19 protein-coding genes and 1 pseudogene are annotated in these 26,995 nt (G+C 44.1%); 9 read left to right on the top strand and 11 right to left on the bottom strand.

Annotated features, from left to right (window positions below; genetic code table 11):
* Positions 1-66: 66 nt before the first annotated feature.
* The 3 genes from dcuC to KI655_RS13955 all read right to left on the bottom strand — a co-directional run bounded on the left by dcuC (position 67) and on the right by KI655_RS13955 (position 2,983).
* Positions 67-1,434, bottom strand: a complete 1,368-nt coding sequence (dcuC, locus tag KI655_RS13965) for an anaerobic C4-dicarboxylate transporter DcuC (protein WP_285406047.1) — start codon at positions 1,432-1,434, stop codon at positions 67-69.
* Positions 1,435-1,812: 378 nt separating this feature from the next.
* A complete protein-coding gene (locus KI655_RS13960; RefSeq protein ID WP_285406044.1) occupies positions 1,813-2,325 on the bottom strand; it encodes a hypothetical protein in 513 nt (170 codons plus the stop codon).
* Positions 2,318-2,983, bottom strand: a complete 666-nt coding sequence (locus KI655_RS13955; RefSeq protein WP_285406042.1) for a winged helix-turn-helix domain-containing protein — start codon at positions 2,981-2,983, stop codon at positions 2,318-2,320. Before KI655_RS13955 ends, KI655_RS13960 begins: the two co-directional genes overlap by 8 nt.
* Before the next feature lie 455 nt (positions 2,984-3,438).
* On the opposite strand from KI655_RS13955, the gene KI655_RS13950 reads away from it, so the two are divergent.
* The 5 genes from KI655_RS13950 to KI655_RS13930 all read left to right on the top strand — a co-directional run bounded on the left by KI655_RS13950 (position 3,439) and on the right by KI655_RS13930 (position 13,573).
* A complete protein-coding gene (locus KI655_RS13950) occupies positions 3,439-5,640 on the top strand; it encodes an alpha/beta fold hydrolase (protein WP_285406040.1) in 2,202 nt (733 codons plus the stop codon).
* Positions 5,633-6,826: an OmpP1/FadL family transporter gene (locus tag KI655_RS13945; protein ID WP_285406038.1), complete on the top strand. Its 1,194-nt coding sequence runs from the start codon at positions 5,633-5,635 to the stop codon at positions 6,824-6,826. The genes KI655_RS13950 and KI655_RS13945 overlap by 8 nt, the downstream gene beginning before the upstream one ends.
* Before the next feature lie 214 nt (positions 6,827-7,040).
* Positions 7,041-8,312, top strand: coding sequence for an efflux RND transporter periplasmic adaptor subunit (locus KI655_RS13940; protein WP_285406037.1), 1,272 nt, complete (start codon positions 7,041-7,043; stop codon positions 8,310-8,312).
* Entirely contained in the window at positions 8,299-11,376 is a 3,078-nt protein-coding gene (locus tag KI655_RS13935) for an efflux RND transporter permease subunit (RefSeq protein WP_285406035.1), read from the top strand. The genes KI655_RS13940 and KI655_RS13935 overlap by 14 nt, the downstream gene beginning before the upstream one ends.
* 487 nt (positions 11,377-11,863) lie before the next feature.
* Entirely contained in the window at positions 11,864-13,573 is a 1,710-nt protein-coding gene (locus tag KI655_RS13930; protein ID WP_285406378.1) for a methyl-accepting chemotaxis protein, read from the top strand.
* Between the two features lie 104 nt (positions 13,574-13,677).
* Here KI655_RS13930 and KI655_RS13925 read toward each other — a convergent pair whose 3' ends face one another.
* Positions 13,678-14,418: a DUF481 domain-containing protein gene (locus KI655_RS13925; protein ID WP_285406377.1), complete on the bottom strand. Its 741-nt coding sequence runs from the start codon at positions 14,416-14,418 to the stop codon at positions 13,678-13,680.
* 322 nt (positions 14,419-14,740) lie between these two features.
* On the opposite strand from KI655_RS13925, the pseudogene KI655_RS13920 reads away from it, so the two are divergent.
* Positions 14,741-14,866 (top strand): annotated as a pseudogene (locus tag KI655_RS13920) (mannose-6-phosphate isomerase); the annotation flags it as partial.
* A 230-nt stretch (positions 14,867-15,096) separates the two neighbouring features.
* Here KI655_RS13920 and KI655_RS13915 read toward each other — a convergent pair.
* The 3 genes from KI655_RS13915 to KI655_RS13905 form a co-directional block, all read right to left on the bottom strand.
* Positions 15,097-15,387, bottom strand: coding sequence for a putative quinol monooxygenase (locus KI655_RS13915; protein WP_285406032.1), 291 nt, complete (start codon positions 15,385-15,387; stop codon positions 15,097-15,099).
* A 224-nt stretch (positions 15,388-15,611) separates the two neighbouring features.
* Positions 15,612-17,051, bottom strand: coding sequence for an endonuclease/exonuclease/phosphatase family protein (locus KI655_RS13910; RefSeq protein WP_285406031.1), 1,440 nt, complete (start codon positions 17,049-17,051; stop codon positions 15,612-15,614).
* A gap of 260 nt (positions 17,052-17,311) precedes the next feature.
* Positions 17,312-18,454 carry a fatty acid desaturase gene (locus tag KI655_RS13905; protein ID WP_285406029.1) on the bottom strand — a complete coding sequence of 381 codons (1,143 nt, stop codon included), beginning with the start codon at positions 18,452-18,454 and terminating at the stop codon, positions 17,312-17,314.
* A gap of 182 nt (positions 18,455-18,636) precedes the next feature.
* On the opposite strand from KI655_RS13905, the gene KI655_RS13900 reads away from it, so the two are divergent.
* Positions 18,637-19,182, top strand: a complete 546-nt coding sequence (locus KI655_RS13900; protein WP_285406027.1) for an N-acetyltransferase — start codon at positions 18,637-18,639, stop codon at positions 19,180-19,182.
* Positions 19,183-19,320: 138 nt separating this feature from the next.
* Here the strand turns inward: KI655_RS13900 and KI655_RS13895 are convergent, their stop codons facing one another.
* The 4 genes from KI655_RS13895 to KI655_RS13880 all read right to left on the bottom strand — a co-directional run bounded on the left by KI655_RS13895 (position 19,321) and on the right by KI655_RS13880 (position 23,404).
* Positions 19,321-20,415 (bottom strand): diguanylate cyclase, encoded by a 1,095-nt coding sequence (locus KI655_RS13895; RefSeq protein WP_285406025.1) that lies wholly within the window; start codon positions 20,413-20,415, stop codon positions 19,321-19,323.
* Positions 20,416-20,677: 262 nt separating this feature from the next.
* On the bottom strand, positions 20,678-21,613 hold the full coding sequence (gene ylqF, locus KI655_RS13890; RefSeq protein WP_285406023.1) for a ribosome biogenesis GTPase YlqF: 936 nt from the start codon (positions 21,611-21,613) through the stop codon (positions 20,678-20,680).
* A gap of 261 nt (positions 21,614-21,874) precedes the next feature.
* The gene (ltaE, locus tag KI655_RS13885) at positions 21,875-22,879 is read right to left on the bottom strand and encodes a low-specificity L-threonine aldolase (protein WP_285406021.1); all 1,005 of its coding nucleotides are present in this window, start codon (positions 22,877-22,879) and stop codon (positions 21,875-21,877) included.
* Between the two features lie 9 nt (positions 22,880-22,888).
* Complete coding sequence (locus tag KI655_RS13880; protein WP_285406019.1) at positions 22,889-23,404, bottom strand: NUDIX hydrolase; 516 nt, start codon at positions 23,402-23,404, stop codon at positions 22,889-22,891.
* Between the two features lie 291 nt (positions 23,405-23,695).
* Here KI655_RS13880 and KI655_RS13875 point away from each other — a divergent pair, with 291 nt between their 5' ends.
* Complete coding sequence (locus KI655_RS13875; RefSeq protein WP_285406374.1) at positions 23,696-25,354, top strand: ATPase RavA domain-containing protein; 1,659 nt, start codon at positions 23,696-23,698, stop codon at positions 25,352-25,354.
* An 11-nt stretch (positions 25,355-25,365) separates the two neighbouring features.
* Entirely contained in the window at positions 25,366-26,811 is a 1,446-nt protein-coding gene (gene viaA, locus KI655_RS13870) for an ATPase RavA stimulator ViaA (RefSeq protein WP_285406017.1), read from the top strand.
* Positions 26,812-26,995 lie beyond the last annotated feature (184 nt).

The raw sequence follows: 26,995 nt of genomic DNA, 5'->3' as shown, positions 1-26,995 counted from the left end.
AGAGCACAAACAAAAACGCCAAACTTATTGAGTTTGGCGTTTTTTGTATGATTGCGAATCTTTAGATTATGCAGCCATTGGTACAAGTACTAGCGTACCGAAGATAACCGTAATTAGACCACAAATAACAGGAACTGAAGTACGTTTTACCACTTCGAACGGGCTGATTTTACCCATACCAGAGGTTGCTACAACAACGCCTGATACTGGAGAAATCGTACGACCTAGGTTCGAAGCTTGCAGCATTGGGATGATTAGGAATGCTGGGTTTAGCCCCATTTTCGCTGCCAATGATGGTGCAAGTTCAACGAACGCGTAGAAAGGTGCATTACCTGAACCGGTAGCAATCGCAGCTGCAACAGTTAGACCCGTTAGGATAAGCATTAGTGCAATACCGCCGGCGCCAGCAGCTTCAGCTAGGCCGATTAGGTTGTCGATTGCACCGATAGACATCAGGCCTTGTGCGAATACGCCAGCCGCAACCAACAGCATCACCACGCCTTTAAATGCTTCTGCCATGCCTTGGTAGCAAGAGTCTAGGTCTTCCAGTGTTTTCTCACCGTCAAACTTCTTCACTGCGTAATCAACCAGTGCACCAACAAAAATAGAACCCACTACGATGGTGTAGATATCGAGTTGAAGGCCTGGAATAGTGCGGCCGTTGAAAAGGAATACACCGATGATAGGTAGGAAAGGCAGTGCTGCGTAGAAAGCAGGAGCGTTCGCTTCGATTTCAGACACATCAATTTTTTCCATTGGTGTGTTTTCTTTCTGATCTAAGTATTTATTCCAGAAGAAAGCCGCAGCAGCCATTACGATGATTGCACAAATAGAAACAGGAAGAACCGTTTGAACCGCAAACACATCTAGCGCTAAGCCTGATTTTTCTGCAGCGATGACAACGTCACCTGATGTAGGAGAAAGAATGATTGCAGCAGGAGACGCACACACAGCAACAGCAGCAGGGCGAGAGATGCCCATTGCAGTCATCATTGGGAATAGCGTCGCCATTAATAGCACACCAAGTCCCGTAGCAGAGCTTACTGCTAGAGACATTAGACACGCAACAATGTATGCCGCAACCAACAGTGCATAAGGAGATTTGATAACAGAAAGTGGTTTAGAGAACTGCTTTACTACCACGTTGTTTGCACCGATGTGCGTCATGTAAGAAGCAAAACCACATAGAAGCATGATTTGCATGCCCAAGCCGCCTCCACGGTATTGAAGCATGTACTTAACGAATTCAAGTGCGTCGGTAACCATGTTACCTGTTGAAGCGACTTTAGCGGGTAGGACTGTGTGCCCGATAATCCCAGTGATGAGAAGTAGGGCGATACCTGCGGTAAGAAGCACACCTGCCGCCTTGTAGCCTTTAACAATGAAATAGCCAACAGCTATGGTTACCACTAATCCAATTAAGAGTTCTAACATAGAAATCTCCAATAAGTTTTAAAAAATATAAGAAACTGTTTCAGAATATGTCATTGAATGTACAGAAAAGTACTCTGTGGCACGAGTTCAAGTTGAAGTTCGCATGATCTAAAACAAAAAATTTTTTTGATGTTAATTTCAGCAATTAATAGTGATTAAATACTGTTGTTTAGATGTTAATAAAAGAAATCTAGCAGCTGCTAGAACATCGGGCGGATCACTTTGTATTGAGTATGTTGCGCATAAGTTGATTTTGTAAGTGATATTGACTGTGAGGTGGGCTTACCGCGTTATGTGTATAGGGTGGTTGTTTTATGTACAAAAAAGGGGCCGGCGGCCCCTAATCGAGTATTGTTACCTGTGTTTTCTCTCTAAAGATTATTCTTGAGGGTCGACAACCTTGGGTACTTCATTTTCATAATGTGGAAGATCTTGGCAAGTAACAGACTTACACAGGTGAAGCATTGAGTTAGGTGTGATTAGCAATACCTCATCTTTAGCAATTGGAATATACGGCATAAAATCAGATGAAAGCACAGACCCTTCACTAATCATCACCTTTTCATAGAAATCTAGTTCGCGTTCAGGAATTATCTGCTGGTGTTGTTCTTCGTCTAATGAAATATGTTTACCGGTAATGCTATAAGTTCCAGATGAAGTAAAACCAACCTCTCTATCGGTGACATAAAGAAGGTCATAGCTGTTGTTTTGTTTGAATTCGATATTAATGGATGACGAATTATAGATAACATCATTCGGCGGCATAATCACGTTGACAGGATTAGCTAAATAATGACCTTCTAATTTTGAGCTCGTAAATATTGTCGCAAGCCAACCCAAAGCGATACCTAATATTGCTACGAACACAATCAGTGCGTTATTTTTACTCACACTCTACTCCTGTAAATTCGTTAGGGAAGCTAAGTGACTTACCTGTATGGTCAATAATGATGTTTCGATTTTCGTACTGATACATGGTGACGTTATAAAGCTCTTTATACTTAATATGGTCGCTAGTAATTCTACAGGTTAAATAATGGGTAGTGGTTACGAGTTTAGAAACAGACACTTTCTCAAAATAAGTAAAGCCTAAATAGGAGAGAACTGTACTCATAATTAATACTAAGGTGATTGGAATCAACTTTAGTGGAGTGGATTTAGGCGTTTCTTCTTGTTCTGGCTCGTCAATAGCTTCAGGCGTTTCATCGAGCACAACTGCGATTTTCCCTTCGATAACACGTCCCGAGAAGCGGTAGCCCTTACCGCGTTCAGTCACAATCAGCAATCCGGCTTTGTCTTCTAGTGCTTTTCGGCACAAGGAGATGGTTTGCATCAAACTGCCGTCTTCTACATAGATTCCTTTTGATTCCCAAACTTGCTCAATGAGCGCTTGGCGGGTGATCACTTGGTTGGGATTTTTAAAGAAAAACTTGAGTAACTCAGCTTCATTTGAGCCCAAGGTAAAGGTTCGCCCTGTCTTGGGATGGTGAACTTCGTACTCTTTTAAATCAACTTGGATTTCTTCGTTGATGGTGAATTCAGCGGACATATTCTATCTCATTTAATAAACGCCTTTACTGAAATATAACAAAATACCGCACATTTATAAACACACCTCATTTGCACGTTCTAAAACGCCAAGTTACCGATAAAACGAATAAATATCTCTGATTGATGTTCTCTGATAAACATTTTTGACCTTGTTTGAGGCTGTTTAAGGTGCCTAAAAAGGAGGCGTGTTGGATCATTTGGATGTGAAGCTGATTTAGTGGGTGTGATTGAGTGTTCAAGGCTCTTACGTAGTTTCTTCGGCGTTGCATATGAATGGCGAGTTTGTATCTATCGCTAAGGAGTGCTCCTAAACAAAAAGGAGTTTCTGTAGCGAAAGATTTGGCTTAACCAAACATAGCTAACCAACAAATAGGAGAGCTGATTTCAGCTCCGAGTTAAACACGAACCGACTTATCGGCACCGAGCACGAAGATGCTTAAATGAGGAGATGCTTTGTCTAAATTCAAAAAATCACATCTATGCGGGTTAATCGCACTGGCGCTAATTGGCTGTCAATCTGACGAGAGCACCACACAAGAACCAGTCTCTGTTTTTGTTCCATACAATGTTCAAGGGTTGCCGAAGCCAAATGATGGTTATGGCTACGACAATGACGGCACTATTACAGGCAGCGGTGAAAGAAGAGAACTATTGGCTTTAAACAGCGAAGAGTATTACCAAGATTACAATAATTCGTACTCAGCTCTTGATGGCTGGGGCTTATGTGCAGAGCCGATTTTAATTCCTCTACAGAGCGTTAATTCTGATAAGCGATTCCCATTAGATGCGAATAGCTTACAAGGTAACGTGGTATTAATGGATGATTCTGGTAAAGAAATTGGCACACAAATATCAGCAGATGGAAGCAACATTAAAATAGAGTGTGAGGCGAGCTTAAAACCGAACCAATTATATTATGTTGTCGTAACTGACGCTGTGAAAACAGAATTTGGTGAACCGCTACAAGCCGACGACAGTTTTACAGATATTCTTTATGGCTTAGAACCAAAACACTCAAATATAAATCAAGATCTTCAAGAGCAAATATTAAAGGCCATCTCTCTATACAGCGGGGAGGGTAACCCTGTTTATGCGGCACAATTTAAAACCCAAAGCGCATATTCGACGTTAGATGCAATGCGAGATCATCATAGTTCTGTTGGAACTGAGCTTAAGGATGGTTTGGAGATTGTTGAAGATAATAATACAAAATATGACTTGTATAAGACTGAGTTGAGTATTCCATTTTACTTACCATTTACCGAATCTAGAGAGGTGGAGTGTTCGATTAACGAATATGAACCTATTGAGTCTTGTCCACCGTTATATGAGTGGATGAAAACATCTACGGGTGGTTTTCCTACAGTTGCTGACCCATTACCTGAAATGGTGGAGTTCCAAACTATAACTGTAGATGTATACACACCTCCGCGTTGGAAGAGTTCGACTACGTTAGAAGCATCAACTCCGTTACCAACGGTTGTGTTCATTCATGGTGTAACCGCAGATAAATCTGCCGCTTCTTTGATGGCACGTGACTATACAGAAAAAGGTTATGCCGTTGTTGCTATTGACATGCCGTACCATGGGGAACGTGTTCGCTTTGATACAGAAAATAACGAAATTAGTGCGCGTGCAAACAAGTCTTTCTTCATCAATATCGATTCGCCATTAGCATTGCGTTCCAACTTGCAACAATCAGTCTCGGATTTCCTAGGATTGCGATATGCATTGAACGATGCCCCATGGGTCGACAAAGACCAAATCCACCTAGTTGGACATTCTCTTGGTGGGATTATGTCGGTGATGGTAAGCGAATTCAGCCAGGTTAGTGCAAACTTTCATGACAACTCAGACTTTGCTTTTAATACCGTGAACTTTGTTGTTCCGGGCCAAGGGTTAACCAACCTTGTGCTCTCTTCTCAGACTTTAGGCCCGGAGATGTCTGAAGCAGTGAAGAAGTCACCAGACGTACAACGCAGTATTGCAGAAACCGTTATTCCAGATGTGTGTACTCCAGAAGCAAGCAACCAAGTTTGTATTGAAGCGTTAAGAGAGTTTGTCGCTGCATCTGAAGAGAACGCGATTACGGTGAGTCAGTTAGAAGATGACATCTTTGATTTGATCGTGACTGATCTTAAGCAAGGCGTTCAAATGACTATCGATGCTTCAGATCCTGCGAGCTTCACATCAAGACAAGTCGAAAACCAACAGCCAACTCTACTCATGGCCGCTGTGGGTAGCTGCGGTGAAACCTGCGATGTTGGCGAAGATTATGTTCCTGACAGTGTTGTTCCGAACTCTGCCCCAGACAATATTCGCACAGGTACAGATCCACTGATTGAAGCGCTTGGTTTAAGTCAGATTACCGGTACAACAGGGGCTCCACTTGGTGGTGATAACTATTCCAACGATCAAACTCGTGGTGTCATTCGTGCAACCACAGGTGGGCACGGAACATATCTTTTTCCTTATGAAGGCACTATGAACGAATCGGGGCTACCGGGCTTACCTGAGTCAGACGAATTGTCATACGTGTGGGATGCGACCAACACTCAGCAAGTGGCCGTGGCATCTATGGTTGTGACAGACGGTCACGCTATCGAAATCGACAACGATGAGCACATCGAAACGGAGGTAGCCGACAATGAATAATCGAATTCTCATTACATCAACTGTTGCGCTACTTCCTTGTGTGTCACAAGCCGCTGGCTTTCAACTGAACGCACAGTCCGCTACTGGCTTAGGCAGAGCCTTTGCCGGTGATGCAGTTATCGCTGACAGCGCGGCTGTTGTATCAAAAAACAGTGCAGCGATGGCGTATATAGATGATCCAATGTTGTCCGTTGGCGCTGTGTATATCGACAGCCAGATTGATGTTTCGAACGTGAGTTACACACCAATTGTTGGTGACACCGAAACACTCGATGACCAATCGCTTGGTCAAGGTACCTTGGTTCCTAACTTTCATTATGTTCATCCGCTAGAGAACAGCAAGGTGACGCTTGGAGCGACCGTACACTCAAACTTCGGTACCGATGTTGAGTTTGATGATTCGTTTAGTGCAAGCGAATTTGGCGGAAAGACGACATTAACAAGCGTCAACTTTGGTCTTGCGATTGCGTATGAGTTATCAGACAAAATCAATATAGGCGGTGGCCTTGATGTTATCTATGGCGAGGGTGAAATCTACCGTCAAGGGTTACTTAACATAGATGGTAACGGCGTAGGTATTGGTGCCAACCTTGGTGTGACTTATCAGGTGAATGAAAATCATCGCTTTGGTCTCGCTTATCGCTACAGCCCAGATATCGAGGTAGAGGGCACTATCACCAAAGGGGGTGTACCTGCGGACAAAATGAATGTGCCATTGCCAGACACACTCGAGTTTTCTGGATGGCACAAGCTCACCGAATCATGGGCGGCGCACTACAGCATTCAATGGGTTAACTGGTCCGAATTCGACTCTTTGACCTCACCATCTTACGAGGACTCGATCAAAGAGTACCAATGGCAAGATGCAGGGCATATTTCAGTCGGTGCGACTTACACCGCTTCAAGCAAGCTGACTTTGCGAACGGGTTATATGTATGACGCATCTCCTACGGACAATCTGACTTCGTTGTCGATTCCTGATGTAAACCGTCATTGGTTAACAGTTGGAGGAAGCTACGCGATGAGCCGTCACAGCACGATCGATGTCGGTGTCGGAGTGGTGATGGGCGAAAGCGATTATGTCGATGAAAGTCTCACCACGATTCCCGGTTCTCAAAGCAATATTACGGCAGATGTCAGCGCCGATGCGTTGTTAGTGGGAGTTCAATATCAATACCGCTTTTAACTTACGGTCAAACAATCGTATTTAAATAAGTGAAATACAGCAGGGCTCAATAGTGACGTTGAGCCTATTTCTCTACAACTGGCTGTTATTAGCATTGAATTCAATAGCAGGAAGCTTGTTCAGTTAAAGATAGCCGATACCAATCGTAGTAAGTAACTGTGATTGGTATAACAATTAGCGCCTTCAAAATTGAGAGCGCTCTATGGTTACTGTAATGAAATTTACCCTTATTAGTAAAACAATCGCCTTAACACTTCTTTCGCTCAGTGCGCCTTCTGTATTCGCTGAGAATACCGAGCATGTACCGGTGACAGTGGAACAGGCGATGACTCAAACGTTCACTTCGTCAATCAGCGAAGTCGGAAAAATCCGCGCAACTGATTCTGCGGCTCTTACATTTAGCGCATCTGAAAAAATTCTCAAAACGCACTTCAAGGATGGAGATTTTGTCAAAAAGGGTGACCTTATCGCCCAGCTAGACGACACCACCGCTAAGGCGGACTTAGACAAAGCGAAAAGCTCTTTGGCTTTAGCAAAGTCCAAACTAAAACGAGTACAGGAACTTCTTAAGAAACAACCTGATTCAATGTCTCAACAGGACGTTGAAGAGCTGAAAGAACAGGCGAACCTAGCTGCAGCTGACTTCCGTCAAAAAGAAGCGCTGATGAACAATTATCTATTGGTGGCGCCGTTCGATGGTCAGTTGACTAATTTTAGCCACTCTGTGGGTAGTCGAATTGATAGCTCAACGGTTTTGGTTAGCTTGATCAAGCTCGATCCTGTTGAGGTTCAATACTCGATTGGTCAGTCTGACTTAGGTTCTGCAAAGCTTGGCCAAGATGTTTCCATTGAAGTGGATGCGTTTGTTGGTGAGACCTTCAAAGGTGTGGTTGACTACATCGCACCAGCGGTAGACGAAAGCTCTGGCCGCGTTGAAATTCATGCCCACGTTAAGAACCCAGAGCACCGTTTAGTGCCGGGAATGTTCGCGAAGCTGAGCCAAGTGACCAGCGACGAGTCACCTGAATTAGTTGTGTCACAAAATGCGGTGTTAGCTAAGGACAACACCCGTTTCGTTTGGGTTGTGAATGGAGAGACGATTGAACAGCGCGTGGTAGAGCTCGGTGTGAATACCAATGATGGGCATGTTGTGGTTGAGGAAGGCTTGCAGCAAGGTGAGAAAATAGTCGTTACAGGCCAGCAAAACCTTAAAAAGAGCTCATTGGTTAAAGTGATGAACACCGTACCAACGGAATCAACAACCTTAAAAGATGAAAATGGTGAGGAGCAAGCTTACCTGCCTCATGAGCCTGCAAGTGCAGCGTCGTTAGAAGTTGGTGTTGATGGTAATACGTCAGACGCCAAGCAATCGCAAACAGAAGAATCAGTGGTATTAGATTCGCAAAACGCAAATTCACAAAACCTCAACTCACAAAATAAAGGCACGGAAGCTAAGCAAGTAGGAGTGAACAATGAAGCTTCCTGAGATTTGTATTAAGCATCCGGTGTTCGCATCGGTGCTCAGCATCGCCATTGTATTGATAGGTTTACTCTCATTTCAAAAGCTATCAATTCAATATTTCCCAGAGCACAAAACACCTTCAGCGACGGTTACCGCAGCGATTAATGGCGCGAGCGCTGAGTTTATGTCTCGCAATGTTGCAGACAAACTCATTACTGCTGCAACGGGGCTCGATAGTGTGAAGACCATGACCACAGACTGCCAAGAGGGGACCTGTAGTCTAAAGATCTTGTTTGAAGATGATGTTGATGAGGTCGAATACACGGGCTTAATGAACAACCTTCGAAGCAGTGTTGAAGCGATTGGTGATTTTCCTCCAAGCATGACTGATCAGCCAACTGTAACGGACGACTCTTCTGATACCAGCATGCCGAGTAACGTGATCACCTTTGTCAACTCGGGCAACATGTCAAAGCAAGAGATGTTTGATTACATTAATCAGCAAGTTGTGCCTCAGTTTAAGCATCTTCAAGGCGTTGGTGGCGTTTGGGGGCCTTATGGAGGCAGCTCGAAAGCTGTGCGTGTCTGGCTACAACCCGACCGTATGATGGCGCTCAACATCAGTGCTTCTGACGTTGTAGGAACGCTGAGCTCTTACAATGCCACCTTTACCGCCGGTACGATTAAAGGGCAGGTACGTGATTTCTCAATTAACCCAGTCAATCAAGTCACCAGCGTCGAGGATGTGCGTGATCTGGTGATTCGTGTAGATAACGGAAAGATCATCCGTGTGGGCGATATTGCTGAGGTCAAAATGGGCGAGGAGAGTCTGACGCCGAGTATTCTTCGCGTCGATGACAAGCTCGCTATGTCCATCCAAGTACTACCGCTCAAGAGTGAAAACCCGGTCACGGTTGCTGATAAGGTAAAACAGCAGATTGAAGAGATTCAGCCTCAGTTGCCAGAAGGCATTGAGATGGAGATGGTGTACAACCAAGCTGACTTTATTAAAGCGGCGATCGACCAAGGCTTTATGACATTGGTCGAAGCGGTTGTGCTTGTGTCTGCGGTTGTGGTGCTGTTTTTAGGCTCGTTCCGCGTAGCGTCGATTCCAATCATCACTATTCCTGTATGTGTAATAGGTGTATTTGCGGTGATGTCAGCACTAGGCTTTAGCATCAATGTTCTGACGATCCTTGCGATTATCCTTGCGATTGGTTTAGTGGTTGATGATGCGATTGTGGTTGCAGAGAACTGTTACCGTCATATTGAAGAAGGTGAGACACCTCTCAATGCCGCATTAAAAGGCTGTCGTGAGATAGTATTCCCTGTCATTGCGATGACGCTAACTCTCGCCGTGGTTTACCTACCGATTGGTTTGATGGCGGGATTAACTGCGGACCTGTTTAGACAGTTTGCGTTTACGTTAGCGGCGGCTGTAATCATCTCGGGTTTTGTGGCGTTAACTCTGTCGCCAATGATGAGTGCATACTTGATGAAGCCGGTTTCTAAGCCAGCGAAATGGTATGCCGTAGTTGATGCCAAGCTTAACAAACTGTCTGATCGCTACAGCGAGGAACTCGGTAAGTGGTTTGAGCGTAAAGCACTAATGACTGGAATTGCGTTGGTCATGGTGGCTTTATCTGCTGTTGCTGTATGGAAGATGCCTCAAGTACTGCTTCCAACCGAAGATACGGGCTTTGTTGAGGTAACATCGACACCGCCAACAGGGGTGGGTAGACAATATCACTTAGATAACAACGCGCAATTAAACCAAGTATTTGATGGCAATGAGTCTGTCGAAGCCAACCTCTCTTACATTGAGGGAACACCGACTAACCATGTGCTACTGAAACCTTGGGGTGAAAGAGAGAAATCAGCAGATGAGTTACTGAATGAGTTTATTGCAACCGCTAAAAGCAGTGTGTCGGCATATGGGATGTCATTTAAGGTTCGCACCGCCGATAACTTAAACATCGCGACTAACATGGTTTTGGAACTAACAACGGTGAATCGCGACACAGATGCTCTGTCCGAGACGGCACATAAAGTGGTTGAGGCTTTAGAGAACTACGAAGGCGTGACTAACATCAATAACTCTATGCTGCGTGACCAATTGCGTTATGACTTGTCGATAGACCGAAATGCCATCGTGTTATCTGGTGTAGATTACGGCAATGTAACCAATGCGCTCTCTACCTTCTTAGGTTCAGTCAAAGCGGCGGACTTGCAAGCGGATGACGGTTATACCTATCCAATTCAAGTACAGGTTAACCGCAATGCACTGGGTGATTTTAAGGTGCTGGATAAACTGTATGTTGATTCGGAATCTGGTCAGCGACTACCACTGTCTCAATTTGTTTCTATTGAACAAGTGACGTCCGAGTCGAGCTTCAAAACCTTTATGGGGCAAGACAGTGCAGAGATCACGGCAGATCTGATGCCTGGTTTTACGCCAAGTGATGTTAAAGCCTACGTAGATCAAGCGGTACCTCAATTGCTCGATGATTCTCAAAGCTACGAATTCAATGGCATTGTGAAAGATCTGGTTGATTCAAGTGCCGGTGCTCAAGTGTTGTTTGTCTTAGCACTGGTATTCATATTCCTAATCTTGGCGGCGCAGTTCGAAAGCTTTGTAGACCCTATGATCATTCTGTTGACGGTACCTCTGTGTATTGTTGGTGCCGTGCTGACTCTGTCGGTATTTGGTCAAAGCTTAAATATCTACTCAAAGATTGGTCTACTGACCTTGGTTGGATTGGTGACAAAGCACGGTATTTTGCTGGTGGAATTTGCGAACGAGCAGCGTAAAAAAGGGGCAACAGCCAAAGAAGCTGCAATGACCAGTGCGCGCTCTCGATTACGCCCGATTCTAATGACCGCGTTGACCATGATTCTAGGTTCGTTGCCACTGGCATTAGCGGAAGGGCCGGGATCGTTAGGGCGAGTCAATATTGGACTGGTGTTAGTCGGTGGCTTGACGGTGGGCACGTTCTTCTCATTGTTTTTGGTCCCAGTGGCTTACGTAGCAATGGCAAACCTAAAACAGATGGACGTGTTAACCAAACTTCGAGCCAAAGCGGTCTAGAGGATATGCGTAGCATGAATGCAATGTCTTGCAATGTATAACGTGTTTAGTCAGGTGTAACGTGCTGACAGCCAAGAGCACGTTTGTTTGAGCTTTCTATCTGTCTCAATTCACCTAGCGCCGATGTTACTCGTTTTAACATCGGCGTTTTTTTGTAACGTCCTTTTTATTTATAAACAATGTATCAAAGTTGAGAATTGGGTACCTAAATAGCCAACTCTACTTAATTAATACACCAATTCGGTATACATTGCCTAAATGTCATAAAACTGTAGCAAACCTCCTGTATCTCATAGCTCCCGATTACTCCATCAAATGGTTTAGTTATATGAGCTCACATCTTTATAACATTTAACTTTGTGCTCCCAATCTCATTTATATAGGCATTTTATTGATAGAGTGGTTAATAAGAGTTTTTTATACCCAATTTTTGCATATGAATATTAAAAAGAAATTATTTTCACTCGGGTTCTTCTCAATTTTGGGAATGATCTCCGTGCTATTTACGACCTCCCACTTTTCCGATACCAGTGCAAAGCTGAGTGAAGCGACGCTGCTGACTAAGGAGCTTGAGGTACGATTGCTTAACTTACGACGAAACGAAAAAGACTTTCTGTTGCGTAGTAACTCTAAGTATTTAGATAAGTTTGAGGGCAATTACAGCCTGTTCCTAGAGTCGGAAACAAAGCTAGCGTCCATCTTAACTGAGTTGGATTTAGCGAGCACGGCTCAACTTAGACAGGACATTACTGCTTATCACAAAAGCTTCGTTGAATTGGTTAAGGCATTTCAGGTCTATGGCTTGTCTGAATCAGAAGGTTTGATTGGTGAATTTAACAGCCAAATCGCGAGCAACTACGATGTTTCGCCTGATAGCGTTCGTATCGCACTGCTCAAATACAGCGAACTTGTTGAACAAGGTGAGCTAGATAACAGCTTGCTACCACTTCAATCTTCTCAGTTGATCAACTCCGCACAACAAGCGGTCGACCAGAAACGCCTGATTGGCTTGAAGCATGATGAAGGGCTATTAGGAGCGACTCGTTCTGCCTCGCATACTGTTGAGACCCAGTTTAAGTCGTTTTCTAAATTATTGGCAGATGCAACGCAGAGCCAGCTATCGGCGCTGAACACAATTAACAATGTACTGAGTGGCACGATCCTAGTGCTGATCATTGGTCTTATTTGGGTCATTGTTCGCTCTATCGTTGGACGTATTGAATCACTACTCTCGGTTATTCGCAGCATTGCGGAATCGAATGATGTTTCTATTCGTTCAAACCTAAAAGGTCATGACGAACTGGGCACGCTAGGTGAATACTTCAATCAGTTGCTTGATCAACTTGAAGGGTTAATTGCGACTTCACAGAAAAAGTCTCAAGAGCTAACGGCGAGCACGTCGAACATGCATAACGAACTGGAGTCAGTGATACAGCAGTTCGACGTTCAAGCCAACCATACCGGTGAAATGACGGTGTCTGTGCAAGAGATGGTGTCGACGATCGGAGAGATCTCAGAAAGTACTGCGATTGCCGCTGAGGGTGTTCAAAAAGCTCGTCAGAATGCGGACAAAGGTCGTGAGGTTGTCGTAGAGACAATTAATAACATCACACAACTGTCTGAGCGTCTATCGAGCAGCCAAGATTCGATAAGTTCGTTGAATCATCATGTCGACCAGATTGGCGATGCAGTAAACATCATCCAAGGTATCGCAGAGCAGACCAACCTGCTAGCACTGAATGCAGCGATTGAAGCAGCGCGTGCCGGTGAACAAGGTCGAGGCTTTGCCGTTGTTGCGGATGAAGTTCGAGCACTAGCTAGCCGCACGCACCAATCCACGACTGAAATCACCAACGTAGTATCGGCCATTCAAAGCCAGATGGAAGCGTCTATGGCAGAGATTGGTGAGTGTAACTCTCAAGGTCAAAGAACGCTGAGTGATTCTGAGTCACTCGATGCGAGCCTACAACTGATTCTAAGTGATATGGAAGACATTCAAGGTAACTCTGAGCGCATCGCGTCTGCGATTGAAGAGCAGGGGGCTGTAATGGCACAGGTAAGTGACTCTATAACTGAACTAAGCACCATCTCAAATCAAAATACGGCATCAGCCCAACACTGTTTGGTTGAAGTAGATAAGGTTGCTGCCCAAGCAAATGATATGGATAGTGCGGTTGCTCAATTCAAAACATCATAGGTTTGTATGTTCTTAATGAACGTTTGATTAAGTGAAAGGCGTATCATGAGGTACGCCTTTTTTGTCGCTTAATTTTAAGATTGGCGTATAGAACAATGGAAAGCTTAGAAGTCGTAATTGAGGTTCATAGAGCTGTAGATCTCTGTGTTACTTTGGTCTGAGGCAACGGTTGTGTTGTAGATATACTCGGTATCAAAAGTGAGGGCGAGATTCCCCATCAGGATGTTCTTCAAATACCCTTTTAAGTTGTAATTAGTGTTCTCTTCACCGTAGGCAACGCTTGCGTTCCCACCGATAGAAAAACTATCAGTAAACTGGACTGTACCTTCAAGGGATCCACTGGCAATCAGCTCGTAGTTCATCTGCGAAGGAAACTCCTCATCAAAGGGTTGTCTTTCTGTTATCCGGTAACCGGGACCCACTGAACCTTGCAGAGTGATGTGGTTCGTTTCATAGAAGTGTCGACCAAGCCCCGTCATCGCGATCCACTGCTCACGATAGGTACCGTATTGATCATGTTCGAATCGAATTCCTGCAACCGTATAGGTTCTTGAGTTGATGTCGTAGGTGATCCCGTAGTTTGTGGTGTAGCGGTTGGTACCGTCCTCGCCGTTTTCGGCATCGGTGTAGTAAGTATCGAACTGAAATCTATGTCCCCATGTATCACCTTTGTAGCCAAGTGAAACGCCAGAGTTAATAGACAGTGATGTACTGGTATTCTGTGAGTAGATGAATCCCAGTTTCGTGAGCCTTGTGTAGGGCGATTCATCAATCTCTTCTTCAATCTCATCAGAACCAAAGACTTGTGGGCTAATAACAAGGGCAGTACTTACGAGTAATGCCATGTAATGACGTTTATTCATGGTTGATTTACAGCAAGATAAGTAGGCGAAAACAAATAACAAGTAGGTGGTGAGCCTGACCTGAATGAAGCCTTTGATTCTACGTATCGAGCCTGAAAACTAATCTGATTTGAGACTGATTGATTTTCAACAAGGGTTGTTTAGGCGTTTTTAGACGAAAAGGGAGGAGGATGAGTAGCTGGCCTACTTTTTAACAAACAACAACAAACAATAAAAAAACAAAAGAGCCCTCGAATAGATCGAGAGCTCATTATTCAGAAGACAAACTTTACTATGTTTGACGCTGTCTCTTCGCAACTAGTGTGAAGCGACGGTTACCTCTGAAGGACAAAACATCACATTGAAACCGGGAGAGTCGGTTTTTGTGAGTAATAATTCAAGTGTTTACCAATATCAAGGGAATGGTATCTTGGCTCGTGCTTTCAACTAGTGCCCCCGTGCTATTTAGAAAGCAAAAAGATATCAGAGCGTTATTCAGTCATAGTTGACGCTCAATATTGGTTTGATGGTTGCTAGAGAACTGTAAAAGCAGTCATAAAGTTTGACCATACCCGCCCATAGTAGGCGGTTTTTTTCGTTGTGACTTAGGAAATCACAAGCCCTCAAAATGACAAAACCCCGTCATAGGAACGGGGTCTAAAGTCGTGAGGGATGATGTGTTTAAGCGATGTGAGTCATTTTGTTGATAATAAATGATTCAACCGAACCTTCCGTCGCTGCAAGGTAATCTGCAATGTGTTGGCTCCCCAAATGCTTCTCTAGCAGAGCTTCTGATTCCCAATTCTCGTGAAAAACGAAGTGAGCAGGGTTGTTATTGTCTTGGTGTAGATCGTAATTGATACAACCACCTTCTAAGCGAGTAGGTTCGATTAACTTGATCAGTTCAGATTTAACAAGATCGATGCTGTCTTGTTTAGCGACGATAGTGGCAATAATAGTTAGCTTGCTCATTCTTTATTCCTTGGTGTTCCGCTCAGTAAGTGCAAGTAATATAAGCAGTTAACAGAAAGGGTTAAAGAGTGCCTAAATCCAATAACTATGGAAATTTACGTCCATAATAGAGGTAAACCCTAAAGATAGAGGAAAGAGAGGAAGTAGGGGAAGCGAACGGGTAGTTGAAATAAGAATGCCCAACACGAAGGTCGGGCATTAGATAGATCAATTACTGAAACGTATTAGTTGTGGATTTCAGCTTTAATCCAAACCATACGGTGATCAGAAGAGATATCTTTACCGTTGCCGTAGTCACCTACACGTTCGTCATTCATCAATAGACGACCGTCTTCGAACGTTGCTGGCCAGTACACGCCAGAATCTGAAATCGTTAGGTTTTCTGATGGTACAACGTGATCAAGGCGCAAACCGCTCGTGCTAGTTACTTGGTCTGGGTAAGGCGTATCCCAGTTTTCCGCGCGACACTCACCAAGAGCTAAACACTCAGGACCACCGTAGCTTGCTGGCGCTAAAGGACCGAACGTCGCTAAGTGGTTTACTTTAGCATGCTTCATCAAGTCGTTGATGGCAGTCAGATCACCGTCACCTTTCATTGGATCCGCGTTCAAATCTCCCATTACGACAAATTTAGCGTCAGTCTTTAAACCACCGAACGTGTTTGTGTCATCGTAGATGTAGCTTTCACCGTTGATGTAATCTACCCAAAAATCGATTTCCGCGCGGTTGTGAATTCTATTGTGCATAGCCGCATTGTTAAAGATTGGTGGCGTAGGGTGAGACATCAGAAGATGAATTGTCTCAGTCGAACCATCTTCTTGTGGGATCAAAATAGGTGCGTCTACGTGGTTTTTAGATGATAGAGGGAAGTTGTTCCAAGCATCATCAGAATACCACTCACAACGTTCGACACTGTCGTCACAACCGACGATCTTAGGGTTTGTTTCACCGGGCATGTCTTTCCATTTAAAGTTCTGGAAAGTTCGAGTGTTGTCATGATCGATTTCGTACATTGACAGCAGAGCGAATGCATACTTACCGTGGTATTCACCAAATCCCCATGAGTCATCAGCATATGTGAAACTACCTTCGTCAGCTTCTGTAGCAACTACACCGTCGTTGTTAAGGTCATAACCACTCAGCTTACCGGTGTTAGTAGCGTAGTTTGCGAAGTACTGAAAAGAGATCGGCTTTAATTGAATACCGTCTTGGTCAAAACTATTAGAGTTTTGAGAAACTGCAAGGTAGTTCAAACGGAAACCAATAATAGCGTCATTGTTTTCAGCAGTACCGTCGTTGTTGAACTCTGCCATCATAATAACAGCTGGGCGCTCAGTCTGGATGATTGCGGCTACGTTACGAATCTGGATTACTTTAAGTGCTGTATCGTTGTCTTCATCAGACAGCGTTTTATCTTGCCAGCCTTTAACCAGTGCATCTTGCTCTGGCTTAGTCAGTTTCATTTCAGCCACAAGATCTTCGTATGTATAACGATCGAAAGATAGGTTAAATACTGCGATACGTCCTTTGCTGTCTACAGGCGTCGGTTGTGGAACTTCAGGTTGAGGAACCTCTGGGTAGTAATTGTTTGTTGTTTCGTCACCGCAGCCGAATAAAAGGGTAGTAGAGATTGCTAGCGCTAGTGATGATTTTAACATTTTCATAAAATGATTCGCTTTTGTTGTCCGTGGAACAGGAGGGCGCGCATTCTATGTTACAAAATGAAATTCCGTAAGTGATGTCGATCACAAGTAGCAATGTAAGCAAACGTTTTCTTACATTGTAAGTGTGATATTAGATGTTGGTTCAGATTTGATTAGAGTTTTTATTCAACTAAAATCATAAACAGGGTCACAAACCAAAAAAGCGCCGAGGCTGATTTAGCCTAGGCGCTTGATAATAAACAGAATATGTTACTAAAAAGTTAAGCGTATTGCTCCACCGTTTGAGTCCAACTGCGCTTCTGTTGTTCGAAATTCATCTTGATCTGTTGGTAACGGACTTTAAGTAGTGAATGTTCATATTTCTTCACAACATCGTCTCGTTTGCTTTCTAACAGCTGCTTTTTAACTGCATAGTACTCGTTCATGTTCGATACTAAAGAGTCAAATTCTGCTTGCAGCTTTTCTGCGATTTGAATGTTATCGGCACGGTGCATGATTTTCTGCTGAGTACGTTTTAACTGCATCGCTGCTTCAGCTTTTTCAATACGAGCTTGTGGTGTCTTTTTGAGTTTCGACGTCAAGCCGCAAAGTGATGCGCCTTTAATGATCCATTTTGTTGGATCGTATTGCCACCAGTAAATGCCATTGCGGTAATCATTCTCAAAGATGTGGTGGAAGTTGTGGTAACCCTCACCAAAAGTCAGAACCGCAAGAATGCCGTTATCGCGCGCTGTGTTTTTATCTGTAAAAGGCTGGCTTCCCCAGATGTGTGCAAGTGAATTTATGAAGAAAGTCGTGTGGTGGTTAAGTACCAATCGAACCGCACCTACCATCAATAGCATACCAATCACGTCACCATAGATGACACCGAGAGCAATCGGCACACCGAAGTTCATGATCAAAGCGAGCAAGATGTAGTGTTTGTGCTGCCACATCACAATTTTGTCTTTTTTAAGATCACGGCAATTTTCATAATCTTTATAAATTGACGTGTTGTAATTGCGGATCATCCAGCCGATATGCGAGTACCAAAAGCCACGCTTAGCGGAGTAAGGGTCTTTATCGTTGTTATCAACATGCTTGTGGTGAACACGGTGATCAGAAGACCAATGAAGCGCACTGTTTTGCAGCGCGAACGCACCACCCAGTGCAAAAAGGAATCGTAAGCTTGAATGGGCTTCAAAGGCTTTGTGTGACCATAAACGGTGGTAACCCGTTGTAATTGATAAGTTACAGAAACTAAAACAGATCGCTAGCCAGACCCAATGCTCTGCACCATAGCCGTTGTAGTAACCATAAAGTGGGGCGGCAACCAATGCCAAGAGCATACTAAAAGAGAAGATAAAAACGTTTAGCCAAATTAAAGGAGGCTTCTTATTTGGCGTTTCATTAGCGGTTGTCATTAGCATATTCCATTGAGCTTACATATGTGCGCTAGAATATCAGCGTACACGTGTAAGTCAAGAATCAAAGTGTAAGGACCTATTAGCTGTCGGGTTTTAATAGTATGTTTTGCTTTAATTTTGTGGGTAAGTAGTATTAAATGTAGAAGTTGTAAATAAATGGAAGTGACAAGGGCTAATAAATGGAAATTAGAGTAGCTGAATATAAAGATTACGAGCGTATCGCACAGTTACACGCAGACAGCTGGAAAAATTACTACCGAGGCATTCTTGCCGATCAATACCTAGACCAGGATGTTCTAGAAGACAGATCTGTCATTTGGCAAACAAGACTTATCAACCCACCATTCAATCAGCACGTTCTTCTTTTGGAAGAGGGCGGCTTACTTGTGGGCTTTGTGTGTGCATTTGGCAACCACAACTTCGATCGTGGGACTTTTATCGATGCATTGCATGTTGATAATAATTATCGCGGTCGTGGTGTTGGAAAGCGTCTATTATCAGAGCTGTCAGAAAGGCTTGAGCAATACTACGCAGACAGCGGGTTGTACTTAGAAGTCATGTCTAAGAACAAGCAGGCGATCGCTTTCTATGAATCTATTGGTGGCAAAGAAGAGCTAGAGCAGATCTGGGATGCGCCTTGTGGCAGCAAAGTGAAAGAGAAGGTCTATTCTTGGCCTTCACCTGCGAACCTTGCAGAGAGAACGCAACCTACACCGGCATGTTAATTCAGTAGGAAGCAACATAGAGTCAGTTACTGGTGTTAACTGTGAATCGACGGCCCTGAGATTAGTCTCGGGGCTTTTTTGTCTCTGAGTATTGTAAGATGAGCTAGTAATAACCTCAGTTACTAAGCTATCGAGGCACTAAGCGACTTGGCACCAAGAAATACAGTTACGACCATTCTTCTTCGATTGATAGAGTGCTCTGTCGGCATCTTCTATCAACTGTTCTACCGAACCAATAGCGCGCTCAATATGCTTCACTCCCACAGACACCGTCACATCCAGTGTTACTGCATCAGGTGAGCTTAGTAAATCATCTGCCAGTTGTTGTGCTTGTTTGACATCCAAACCCTGAGACACAATTAGGAACTCTTCGCCGCCATAACGGAATAGGTTGCTAGATTGAGGCAGTTTAGCTTGAATTGCATGTGCTATGTCTTTAATAACCATATCGCCCGTTTGGTGGCCGTATGTATCGTTTATTGATTTAAAGTGGTCGATGTCGATCATAATCGTCGTCATGGATTGGCGACGGTTAATGTTTGGCTCGATAACTTGGTGTAAGTAAAGTCGGTTGTAGCAGCCTGTTAACGCATCTTGGTATGAGAGCGCTTCGAAAAGGCTCGATTGCTTCCTAAGTTGTATCGCTTGTTTGCGCAGTTGTTCAGACTGAGAGAAACGTTTGTGAACTTCTAACTCTCTTCTCAAACACGCGGCAGCGACCAAGACATAGGTTGAAAGGTAAATTGAGATGATCTCGAGCTCGTGTGCTGGTTCTGCAGCATACAGCAACGGTGATAGACCAATAAGGTAGCTAGCGAGTATGCAGGTTAGGGTAATCAAACTGTATCGTGCAGACAGGCGAGAGAAAGTCCCGATATAGATCATGACCAGAATGACGCCACCCTGGTAGTCATAATTTCCAAACCCTATTGCGATTCTTCCCACAACAACGAGAAAAAGTGCGCTCGTGATCAGCGTTACACTCTCTAATTGTTGAAGTACATTTGGTCGATGATTTATGCAGTAGTAAGCGGCTCCTGCCATCATTCCAGCAAGAACGACACGCAGAAGAATTGGCATAATGCACTGGTCACCAAAATGAATGAAATCGGTGATGACAAAGGCGAGAAAAATGGTGATTGGTAGGTAGATGAAATTCACATACGGTAGGTATATTTCATTATCAAAATAGGTTTTGAAACGCTGGTTTTGAAAACCGGGATATGAACGCATCTTAAAATTCGCAACAGGATCACAAAATAGTGCGTCAGTATGTCTATGAAACTCAGTAATGTAAATTTTAGATTTTATTTATGTGACAGGGTGTTAGTTCTATCAGTGAAGCGTTTAGTGACAATGTCACGCTCTAGATGCGAGTTCTAGAGCGTGAGGGCTAAGTTTCTAAAACATGTGAGCTTCAGTTTCTAGAACGAGTTAGCTCCGGTTTCTAGAGCATGAAAGCTCATTAATAGATAGTAGAACCCGCGAGTCAGAATTAGCGCTTATTCTTTAGGTAACGCTTACGGCGTTCTTCTTTCTTCTTCGCTTTTTCTTCTGCCTTACGTAACGCTTCCTCTTCTACTTCGATCAGCTCTTTTGTGATCATCTCTGGTAGTTCAAGCGTTACTTGGCCAAGTGTACCGTTACGAAGTTCGTGTAAAAGAATCTCTGAACACTTGTGCAGGTCGATGTGACCACCTGCGCGCAGTGCTCCACGCTTGCGGCCAATCTCTTCCATTAGCTCAATGTCTGACTCTGGAAGTTCTTCGATTTGGTAACGCTCTTTCAATAGGTGAGGGTATTGCTTCGCTAAGTACTCGACTGTGTAGAATGCCACTTCATCGTATTCCATCGCTGTATCTTTCACTGCTCCTGTCGCAGCTAGGCGGAAACCACTGTGTGGGTTTTCTACTTTTGGCCATAGAATCCCCGGAGTGTCTGACAGAACAACACCATTTTGTAGGTTGATACGCTGTTGGCGACGCGTTACTGCAGGTTGGTTACCCGTTACAGCAATAGTGCGACCAGCCAAACAGTTGATGATGGTAGATTTACCCACGTTTGGGATACCCATGATCATCGTACGAATGTTTTTACCAATTTCTTCACGGTGCGGTGCCAGTTTACGCACTAACTCCATGATGTGATTGACTTCTTCTTTATTGCTGGTGGTAATCGCGATCGCTTTAACGCCTTGCTCTTTCTCAAAGTGTTCGATCCACATTTGAGTAAGCTCAGGATCGGCTAAGTCACGCTTGTTGAGTACTTTAACGACTGGTTTACCTGCTTTGATCTCCGCAATCATTGGGTTTTCAGAACTGAAAGGGATTCGTGCATCCAGAACTTCAATGATTACGTCAACTTTAGGGATAACTTCTTCGATTTCTTTGCGGGCTTTGTGCATGTGGCCCGGAAACCATTGGATAGACATAGAGATAAACCTTGTAAAAATATTTTGAGCACATTGTAAGGGTTCAATAGGGCGTGTAAAGCTATATAGGCTTTGCACCGCTATATATCGCCAGAAAAACAATCAACGGCTTAGGTTTAGTGAGTTTAGCACAGGGTTATGCAGGCTAACTTTTGTATGGTTGGTGGGTAGGGAGTAACTAGGAAGGTAAAAATAAACCCTATGTTGTGACTAACTACATAGGGTTTGAGGTTTTCTGCTAATTGGTTTAGCGGTGGCTAACTAAAGTGCGGCCTTTAATTCCACTAAAAAGCGAGCGATGTCTTCGCTAGAGATATCACGGTGTGTCACAAAGCGAATCGGGTTGCTTGGTGTAATAGTGATCTCTTTTGCTGCCAACTTATTCGCGATTGCTGCGATGTCGACACTGTGGTCTAGCTTGGCGAACACAATGTTAGTTTCAACAAAGTCTGGGTTCACTGAGAAACCCGGTAGCTCGCTGAGGCCAATCGCGAGGTCTTTCGCGTTTTTGTGGTCTGCTTTTAGTTGTTCAACGTTTTCCGTTAGCGCCATTTTACCTGCTGCCGCTAAGATGCCTGCTTGGCGCATACCGCCACCAACCATTTTCCTCAGTCGACGCGCCTTTGCAATGTACTCTTTGCTTCCTAGAAGCAGTGAGCCAACCGGAGCGCCTAACCCTTTAGATAAACAGATGGTCATTGAATCAAAGTGTTGTGCAATTTCTTTGACGTGCACATCAAGAGCAGCGGCTGCGTTGTATACACGAGCGCCATCAAGGTGCAGCTTCAAGCCATGTTTATTGGTGAACGCACGAGCTTCAGTTAAGTAAGAGAGAGGGAGAACTTTACCGTTGATGGTGTTTTCTAGGCTCAATAGAGTTGTGCGTGCAAAGTGGCTGTCGTCTGGTTTGATCGCACTTTCTAGTTTTCCAAAGTCGAGTGTGCCGTCTGGGTTATTTTCGATAGGTTGAGGTTGAATGGAACCGAGCACCGCGGCACCGCCAGCTTCATATTTATAGTTGTGGGCTTGTTGACCACATAGGTATTCATCACCACGGCCACAGTGTGCCATCAAGCCTAAAAGGTTGGCTTGCGTGCCTGAAGACGTAAACATAGCCGCTTCGAAGCCTGTTTCCTTCGCTGCCCACTGTTCTAAATCGTTAACGGTAGGGTCATCACCATATACATCATCACCGACCTCGGCATTCGCCATAACGTCGCGCATTGCCTGACTTGGTTTCGTTACAGTATCAGAACGGAAATCCATTTTTCTCTCCTATAGGTAGCCACAAAGTTGGGCTTTACTTAAACACGCGATCGTTTTGGTATCAGTAATTTGATCGTTTCTTATTTTTTGTTGAAGCTCTTCAATCGTCAGCTCAAGAACTTCAATCACTTCATCCTCATCACAACTGCAGCGAGTCGTTAGATTAAGGTCTGACGCGACGAAGAGGTGTTGAATCTCATCACAAAAGCCGGCGAGAGGAGTCACTTGGCCTAAACTCTGAAATTGTTGTGCGCTGTAGCCCGTCTCTTCTTCTAGTTCTCGCTGGGCACAATCTAACGGCGTTTCGCCGGCTTCCATTGTTCCTGCTGGAAGCTCTAGGATCCATTTTTTAAGAGAAGGTCGAAATTGGTTAATTAGAATGACCTTTCCTTCGGACGTGATTGGGAGTATGACGGCTGCGCCGGGATGTTGGATTGTGGTATGGGTTATCGAAGCCCCGGTAGGTAATGTAACACTCTCTTCTACAAGTGAGATGCTCTTCCATTTGTGGATTATTGTTTTCATGCAGTGGTAGCCACTTTCCTTGCCAATTGTCGGATATATAAGACGTCGACCACCTTAACGCCAAACATGTCGAAAATAAAAGAAAATTTCCGAATGGGTTCACACTCACTCATCACACATTGTGACTCTATTCTCAAATTTGGAATCTTTGATTACACCAAAATTACCAACCTAACCATCTGATATAAATGCGACTCAACAAAAAAATACACTTGTAACAAAGTGCTAACAAATGTATAAAAACATATCTACAATCATAATTATCTTGAACGTTTCCGGAGTTTTGCTGTGATGAACCCTTCTGTATCTTCCCATGCTGACAAAGCATTGCTCTCCGAACGAATCAATAAGCTTGCTCAGGCTTTATCTGACGGTGTTTACGAACGTGAAGACACCATCAAACTTTGTTTATTAGCTGCACTCGCAGGGGAGAGTGTTTTCTTGCTTGGTCCTCCTGGTATCGCGAAAAGTCTAATCGCGAAACGTTTAATACAAGCTTTTGATAACAGCAGCTACTTCGAATACCTCATGACGCGATTCTCAACACCGGAAGAAGTTTTCGGTCCTTTGAGTATCCAAGAATTAAAAGATAACGGTCGTTACGTGCGCTTGACTGACGGTTACTTACCGACGGCTCAAGTGGTTTTCCTTGACGAGATCTGGAAAGCCGGCCCAGCAATCCTTAATACACTACTGACTGTTGTTAACGAAAAGACCTTTAAAAACGGCAGCGACATCGAGCGCGTGCCAATGCGTCTGCTTGTCTCTGCCTCGAATGAATTGCCAGATGAAGACAGCGGCCTAGAAGCACTTTACGACCGTATGTTGGTTCGCGTGTTTGTAAATCGCATTCAAAACAAACAGAACTTCAAGTCGATGTTGACGACAGGTACGCCTCAAGAAGCGACGATCCCACCGGGTCTTGCTATCACGGATATTGAATATCACCAATGGCAGAAAGAGCTGGATCGCTTAGAACTGAATGACAATGCATTCGATAAGCTTTACGAGCTGAAAACCATGCTTGAAGAGACGGTTAAGAAGCAAGGTTCTGGCTTGTCAGAATCTGACCTGTACGTGTCTGACCGTCGTTGGAAGAAAGCGGTGAAGCTGTTGAAAGCGAGTGCCTTCTTTAGTGGTCGAGATACCGTCAATCCACTGGATATCTTGCTGCTGCAAGACTGTTTATGGCATAGCCCAGAGTCTCGTGACGTAGTGCGCGGCGTAGTTAAAGAGTTCGCATTGAACCGTGCGTTTGATCAGCAAGAATCTAAGCACCAAATCGAAATAGCGCGTGAAGAGCTTGAAGACATTCAAGAAGACGTAGAAAACACGCTTTCAGTTTCATTGTCTATGGAAACCAGTAGTGGCTTACTGCGCAAAGACATTTACCAACACGATATTAAGAATGCCAAGATGTACAGCGTAGGCAGTGCATACAACTTAGTGAAATTGGTATTGCTGCAGAGCAACATGTCTGTATCTGAATCAGAAAAAGGCGATAGCCGTTGGGTTTATGTGGCGAAGGACGACTTTGATCGAGTAATCAAAGAAGGTCATGGCGATATTTACGGTTATGTAAATGAAAACAAAAACCTGTGCCGTCTAAAACTGGATCTTGACGCTTCTAACCAACTTGTTATCAAAGACATTGCGAATCGCTCTGTACTGGTTAGCGTCGTGACCTCTGATGGTTTAGACAAAGAACTTTACGATAAATGGTTAACGGGCGCAGAGGCGGCTCTGAAACAACTGCAAGATGCAGAATTCAACCTGAAGAAGGTACGCTCAGATTTCCACGGCGCGTTACCGCACAACTTTATTGACCCTGAACTGCCAAAATCGATGGAAGCAAGCCTGCAAGCCATCACTCAGGATCTTGAAACCACTCAGGTTAAAAGCAGTAAGATCGTTCAGCGTATCAAATTCATGAGCCAATACTTCGAGTAAGGGGAACCTCTATGTTAGGAGCAGACGGATTAAATCTGGCTTTAATGGTGGCAGACTCTGGCATCATTGATACTGCAATGAATGACTTATTGGCTCGTTCTCAGGTGATGATGGCCGCTGAGAACAAAGGGGTAAAAACCTCGGTTAAGAACCACTTAGTAAAATGGCGCGGTAAGGTGAAAAAGCGCGTGACTAAAGTGTGTGAGACCGACCGTTTTCAGCAAGAAATTGCGCTTTATCAGGAAGTAATTCACTGGAATGAAGAGCAGTTTTTTGAAGAGATTGACGACGTTATTAAAAAGCTAGAGTGGCACTCAGCCTTCTATCTACAAGCACGCCGCCTTATTGAACACAATAAAGGCGTGTATAACGCGATGTTCCCACATTACTTCTGCGATCAGTGGTACCAATCCCTGTCAGAAGCGATCAAACAGGCTCAAGTGACCGAACTTGAAGCGAGCAAAGAGAAAGTGCTTGCAGACCTTTACCAGCGCATGGAAACCATGAAGAACATGGACAAAGTGACGGAGTCTGGAGATGAAGGCAGCGTAGGGCGTTTGTGGGACATGGCATCAGCCAAGCTGAGCAAAACTGACCTTACAGTAATGAAGCGCCATGCAGAGTTTCTTAACAAGCACAAAGGGCTTCAAGAGATCGCCGAGAAGCTGGGTCGTATGGCTGGCTTAGAAGATGATCCTTCACTACACAAAGCACCGGTCGAAGAGCTTCAAATGGTGGAAGAGAAAGCAGATGAAGCGGTCGATGATATTGTTGGGATTCATGAAAGTGATGATCTCAACAAGATGCTACCAAACGAAACCATGTTCTTGGCTTATCCTGAACTGGAAGTGATTTTCTATAAGCATCTAGCAGATAAACGTCTTCTGAGTTATCGCTCTCAAGGTAAATCTCGCACGCTGCGTAAAGTTAAAGCGCAGAAGCCAGATGCCAAGAGTGTTGATATCGAAAAAGGTCCGTTTATCGTTTGTGTGGACGCTTCTGGATCTATGAGTGGTTTCCCTGAACAATCAGCCAAAGCGATGGCTTATGCGTTGATGCAGATAGCACTGGCTGAAGAGCGTGATTGTTATGTGATTCTATTCTCTTCAGAGCAGATCACCTACGAATTGACGCGTCAGGATGGGTTACGTGAAGCGAGTGACTTCTTGAGCTACTCATTCCACGGCGGTACAGATTTAGAGCCTGTGCTTATGAAGTCCATTGATTTGATGATGGGCGATAAATACAAGAATGCCGATTTAGTCGTGCTTTCTGATTTTATCGCACCTAAGCAATCGGATGAGATGATCGCTCAGGTAGAGAAACTAAAGCAACATAAGAACCGCTTCCATGCGGTCAGCCTCTCTAAGTATGGAAACCCGCAATTAATGAGCATGTTTGATCATTGTTGGTCCTACCATCCAAGCCTTGTTGGTCGCTTAATGAAAAAATGGTGATGCAAATTGCTGTATGTTTTCTGTGTTATTAGACCGAACGTGCAGCAATTTGATTTAAATGTCAGCAAACGGAATTTAAATGCACATTTTTATTTGACTATCCTTTCTCAATCCGTAAAGTAAGCACCCGAACACAACGGGACAACATCCTAACGTGTTGAAATAAAAAGGCGCCTTGGCAGAG

Origin of the sequence: Vibrio sp. D404a (assembly GCF_030248535.1) — a bacterium.
In the GTDB taxonomy this organism is placed as follows: Bacteria; Pseudomonadota; Gammaproteobacteria; order Enterobacterales; family Vibrionaceae; genus Vibrio.
The sequence above is the reverse complement of the archived record's forward strand: the minus strand, read 5'-3'. Positions and strand labels throughout refer to the sequence as shown.

Excerpts from the sequence above, each read along its gene's own strand:
- ltaE (WP_285406021.1), bottom strand. The coding sequence starts at position 22,879 with ATGGATTTCCGTTCTGATACTGTAACGAAACCAAGTCAGGCAATGCGC.
- KI655_RS13940 (WP_285406037.1), top strand. The coding sequence starts at position 7,041 with ATGAAATTTACCCTTATTAGTAAAACAATCGCCTTAACACTTCTTTCG.
- KI655_RS13955 (WP_285406042.1), bottom strand. The coding sequence starts at position 2,983 with ATGTCCGCTGAATTCACCATCAACGAAGAAATCCAAGTTGATTTAAAA.
- KI655_RS13925 (WP_285406377.1), bottom strand. The coding sequence starts at position 14,418 with ATGGCATTACTCGTAAGTACTGCCCTTGTTATTAGCCCACAAGTCTTT.
- KI655_RS13935 (WP_285406035.1), top strand. The coding sequence starts at position 8,299 with ATGAAGCTTCCTGAGATTTGTATTAAGCATCCGGTGTTCGCATCGGTG.
- KI655_RS13875 (WP_285406374.1), top strand. The coding sequence starts at position 23,696 with ATGAACCCTTCTGTATCTTCCCATGCTGACAAAGCATTGCTCTCCGAA.
- KI655_RS13930 (WP_285406378.1), top strand. The coding sequence starts at position 11,864 with ATGATCTCCGTGCTATTTACGACCTCCCACTTTTCCGATACCAGTGCA.
- KI655_RS13915 (WP_285406032.1), bottom strand. The coding sequence starts at position 15,387 with ATGAGCAAGCTAACTATTATTGCCACTATCGTCGCTAAACAAGACAGC.
- dcuC (WP_285406047.1), bottom strand. The coding sequence starts at position 1,434 with ATGTTAGAACTCTTAATTGGATTAGTGGTAACCATAGCTGTTGGCTAT.
- ylqF (WP_285406023.1), bottom strand. The coding sequence starts at position 21,613 with ATGTCTATCCAATGGTTTCCGGGCCACATGCACAAAGCCCGCAAAGAA.
- KI655_RS13900 (WP_285406027.1), top strand. The coding sequence starts at position 18,637 with ATGGAAATTAGAGTAGCTGAATATAAAGATTACGAGCGTATCGCACAG.
- viaA (WP_285406017.1), top strand. The coding sequence starts at position 25,366 with ATGTTAGGAGCAGACGGATTAAATCTGGCTTTAATGGTGGCAGACTCT.
- KI655_RS13880 (WP_285406019.1), bottom strand. The coding sequence starts at position 23,404 with ATGAAAACAATAATCCACAAATGGAAGAGCATCTCACTTGTAGAAGAG.
- KI655_RS13945 (WP_285406038.1), top strand. The coding sequence starts at position 5,633 with ATGAATAATCGAATTCTCATTACATCAACTGTTGCGCTACTTCCTTGT.
- KI655_RS13895 (WP_285406025.1), bottom strand. The coding sequence starts at position 20,415 with ATGCGTTCATATCCCGGTTTTCAAAACCAGCGTTTCAAAACCTATTTT.
- KI655_RS13910 (WP_285406031.1), bottom strand. The coding sequence starts at position 17,051 with ATGAAAATGTTAAAATCATCACTAGCGCTAGCAATCTCTACTACCCTT.
- KI655_RS13905 (WP_285406029.1), bottom strand. The coding sequence starts at position 18,454 with ATGACAACCGCTAATGAAACGCCAAATAAGAAGCCTCCTTTAATTTGG.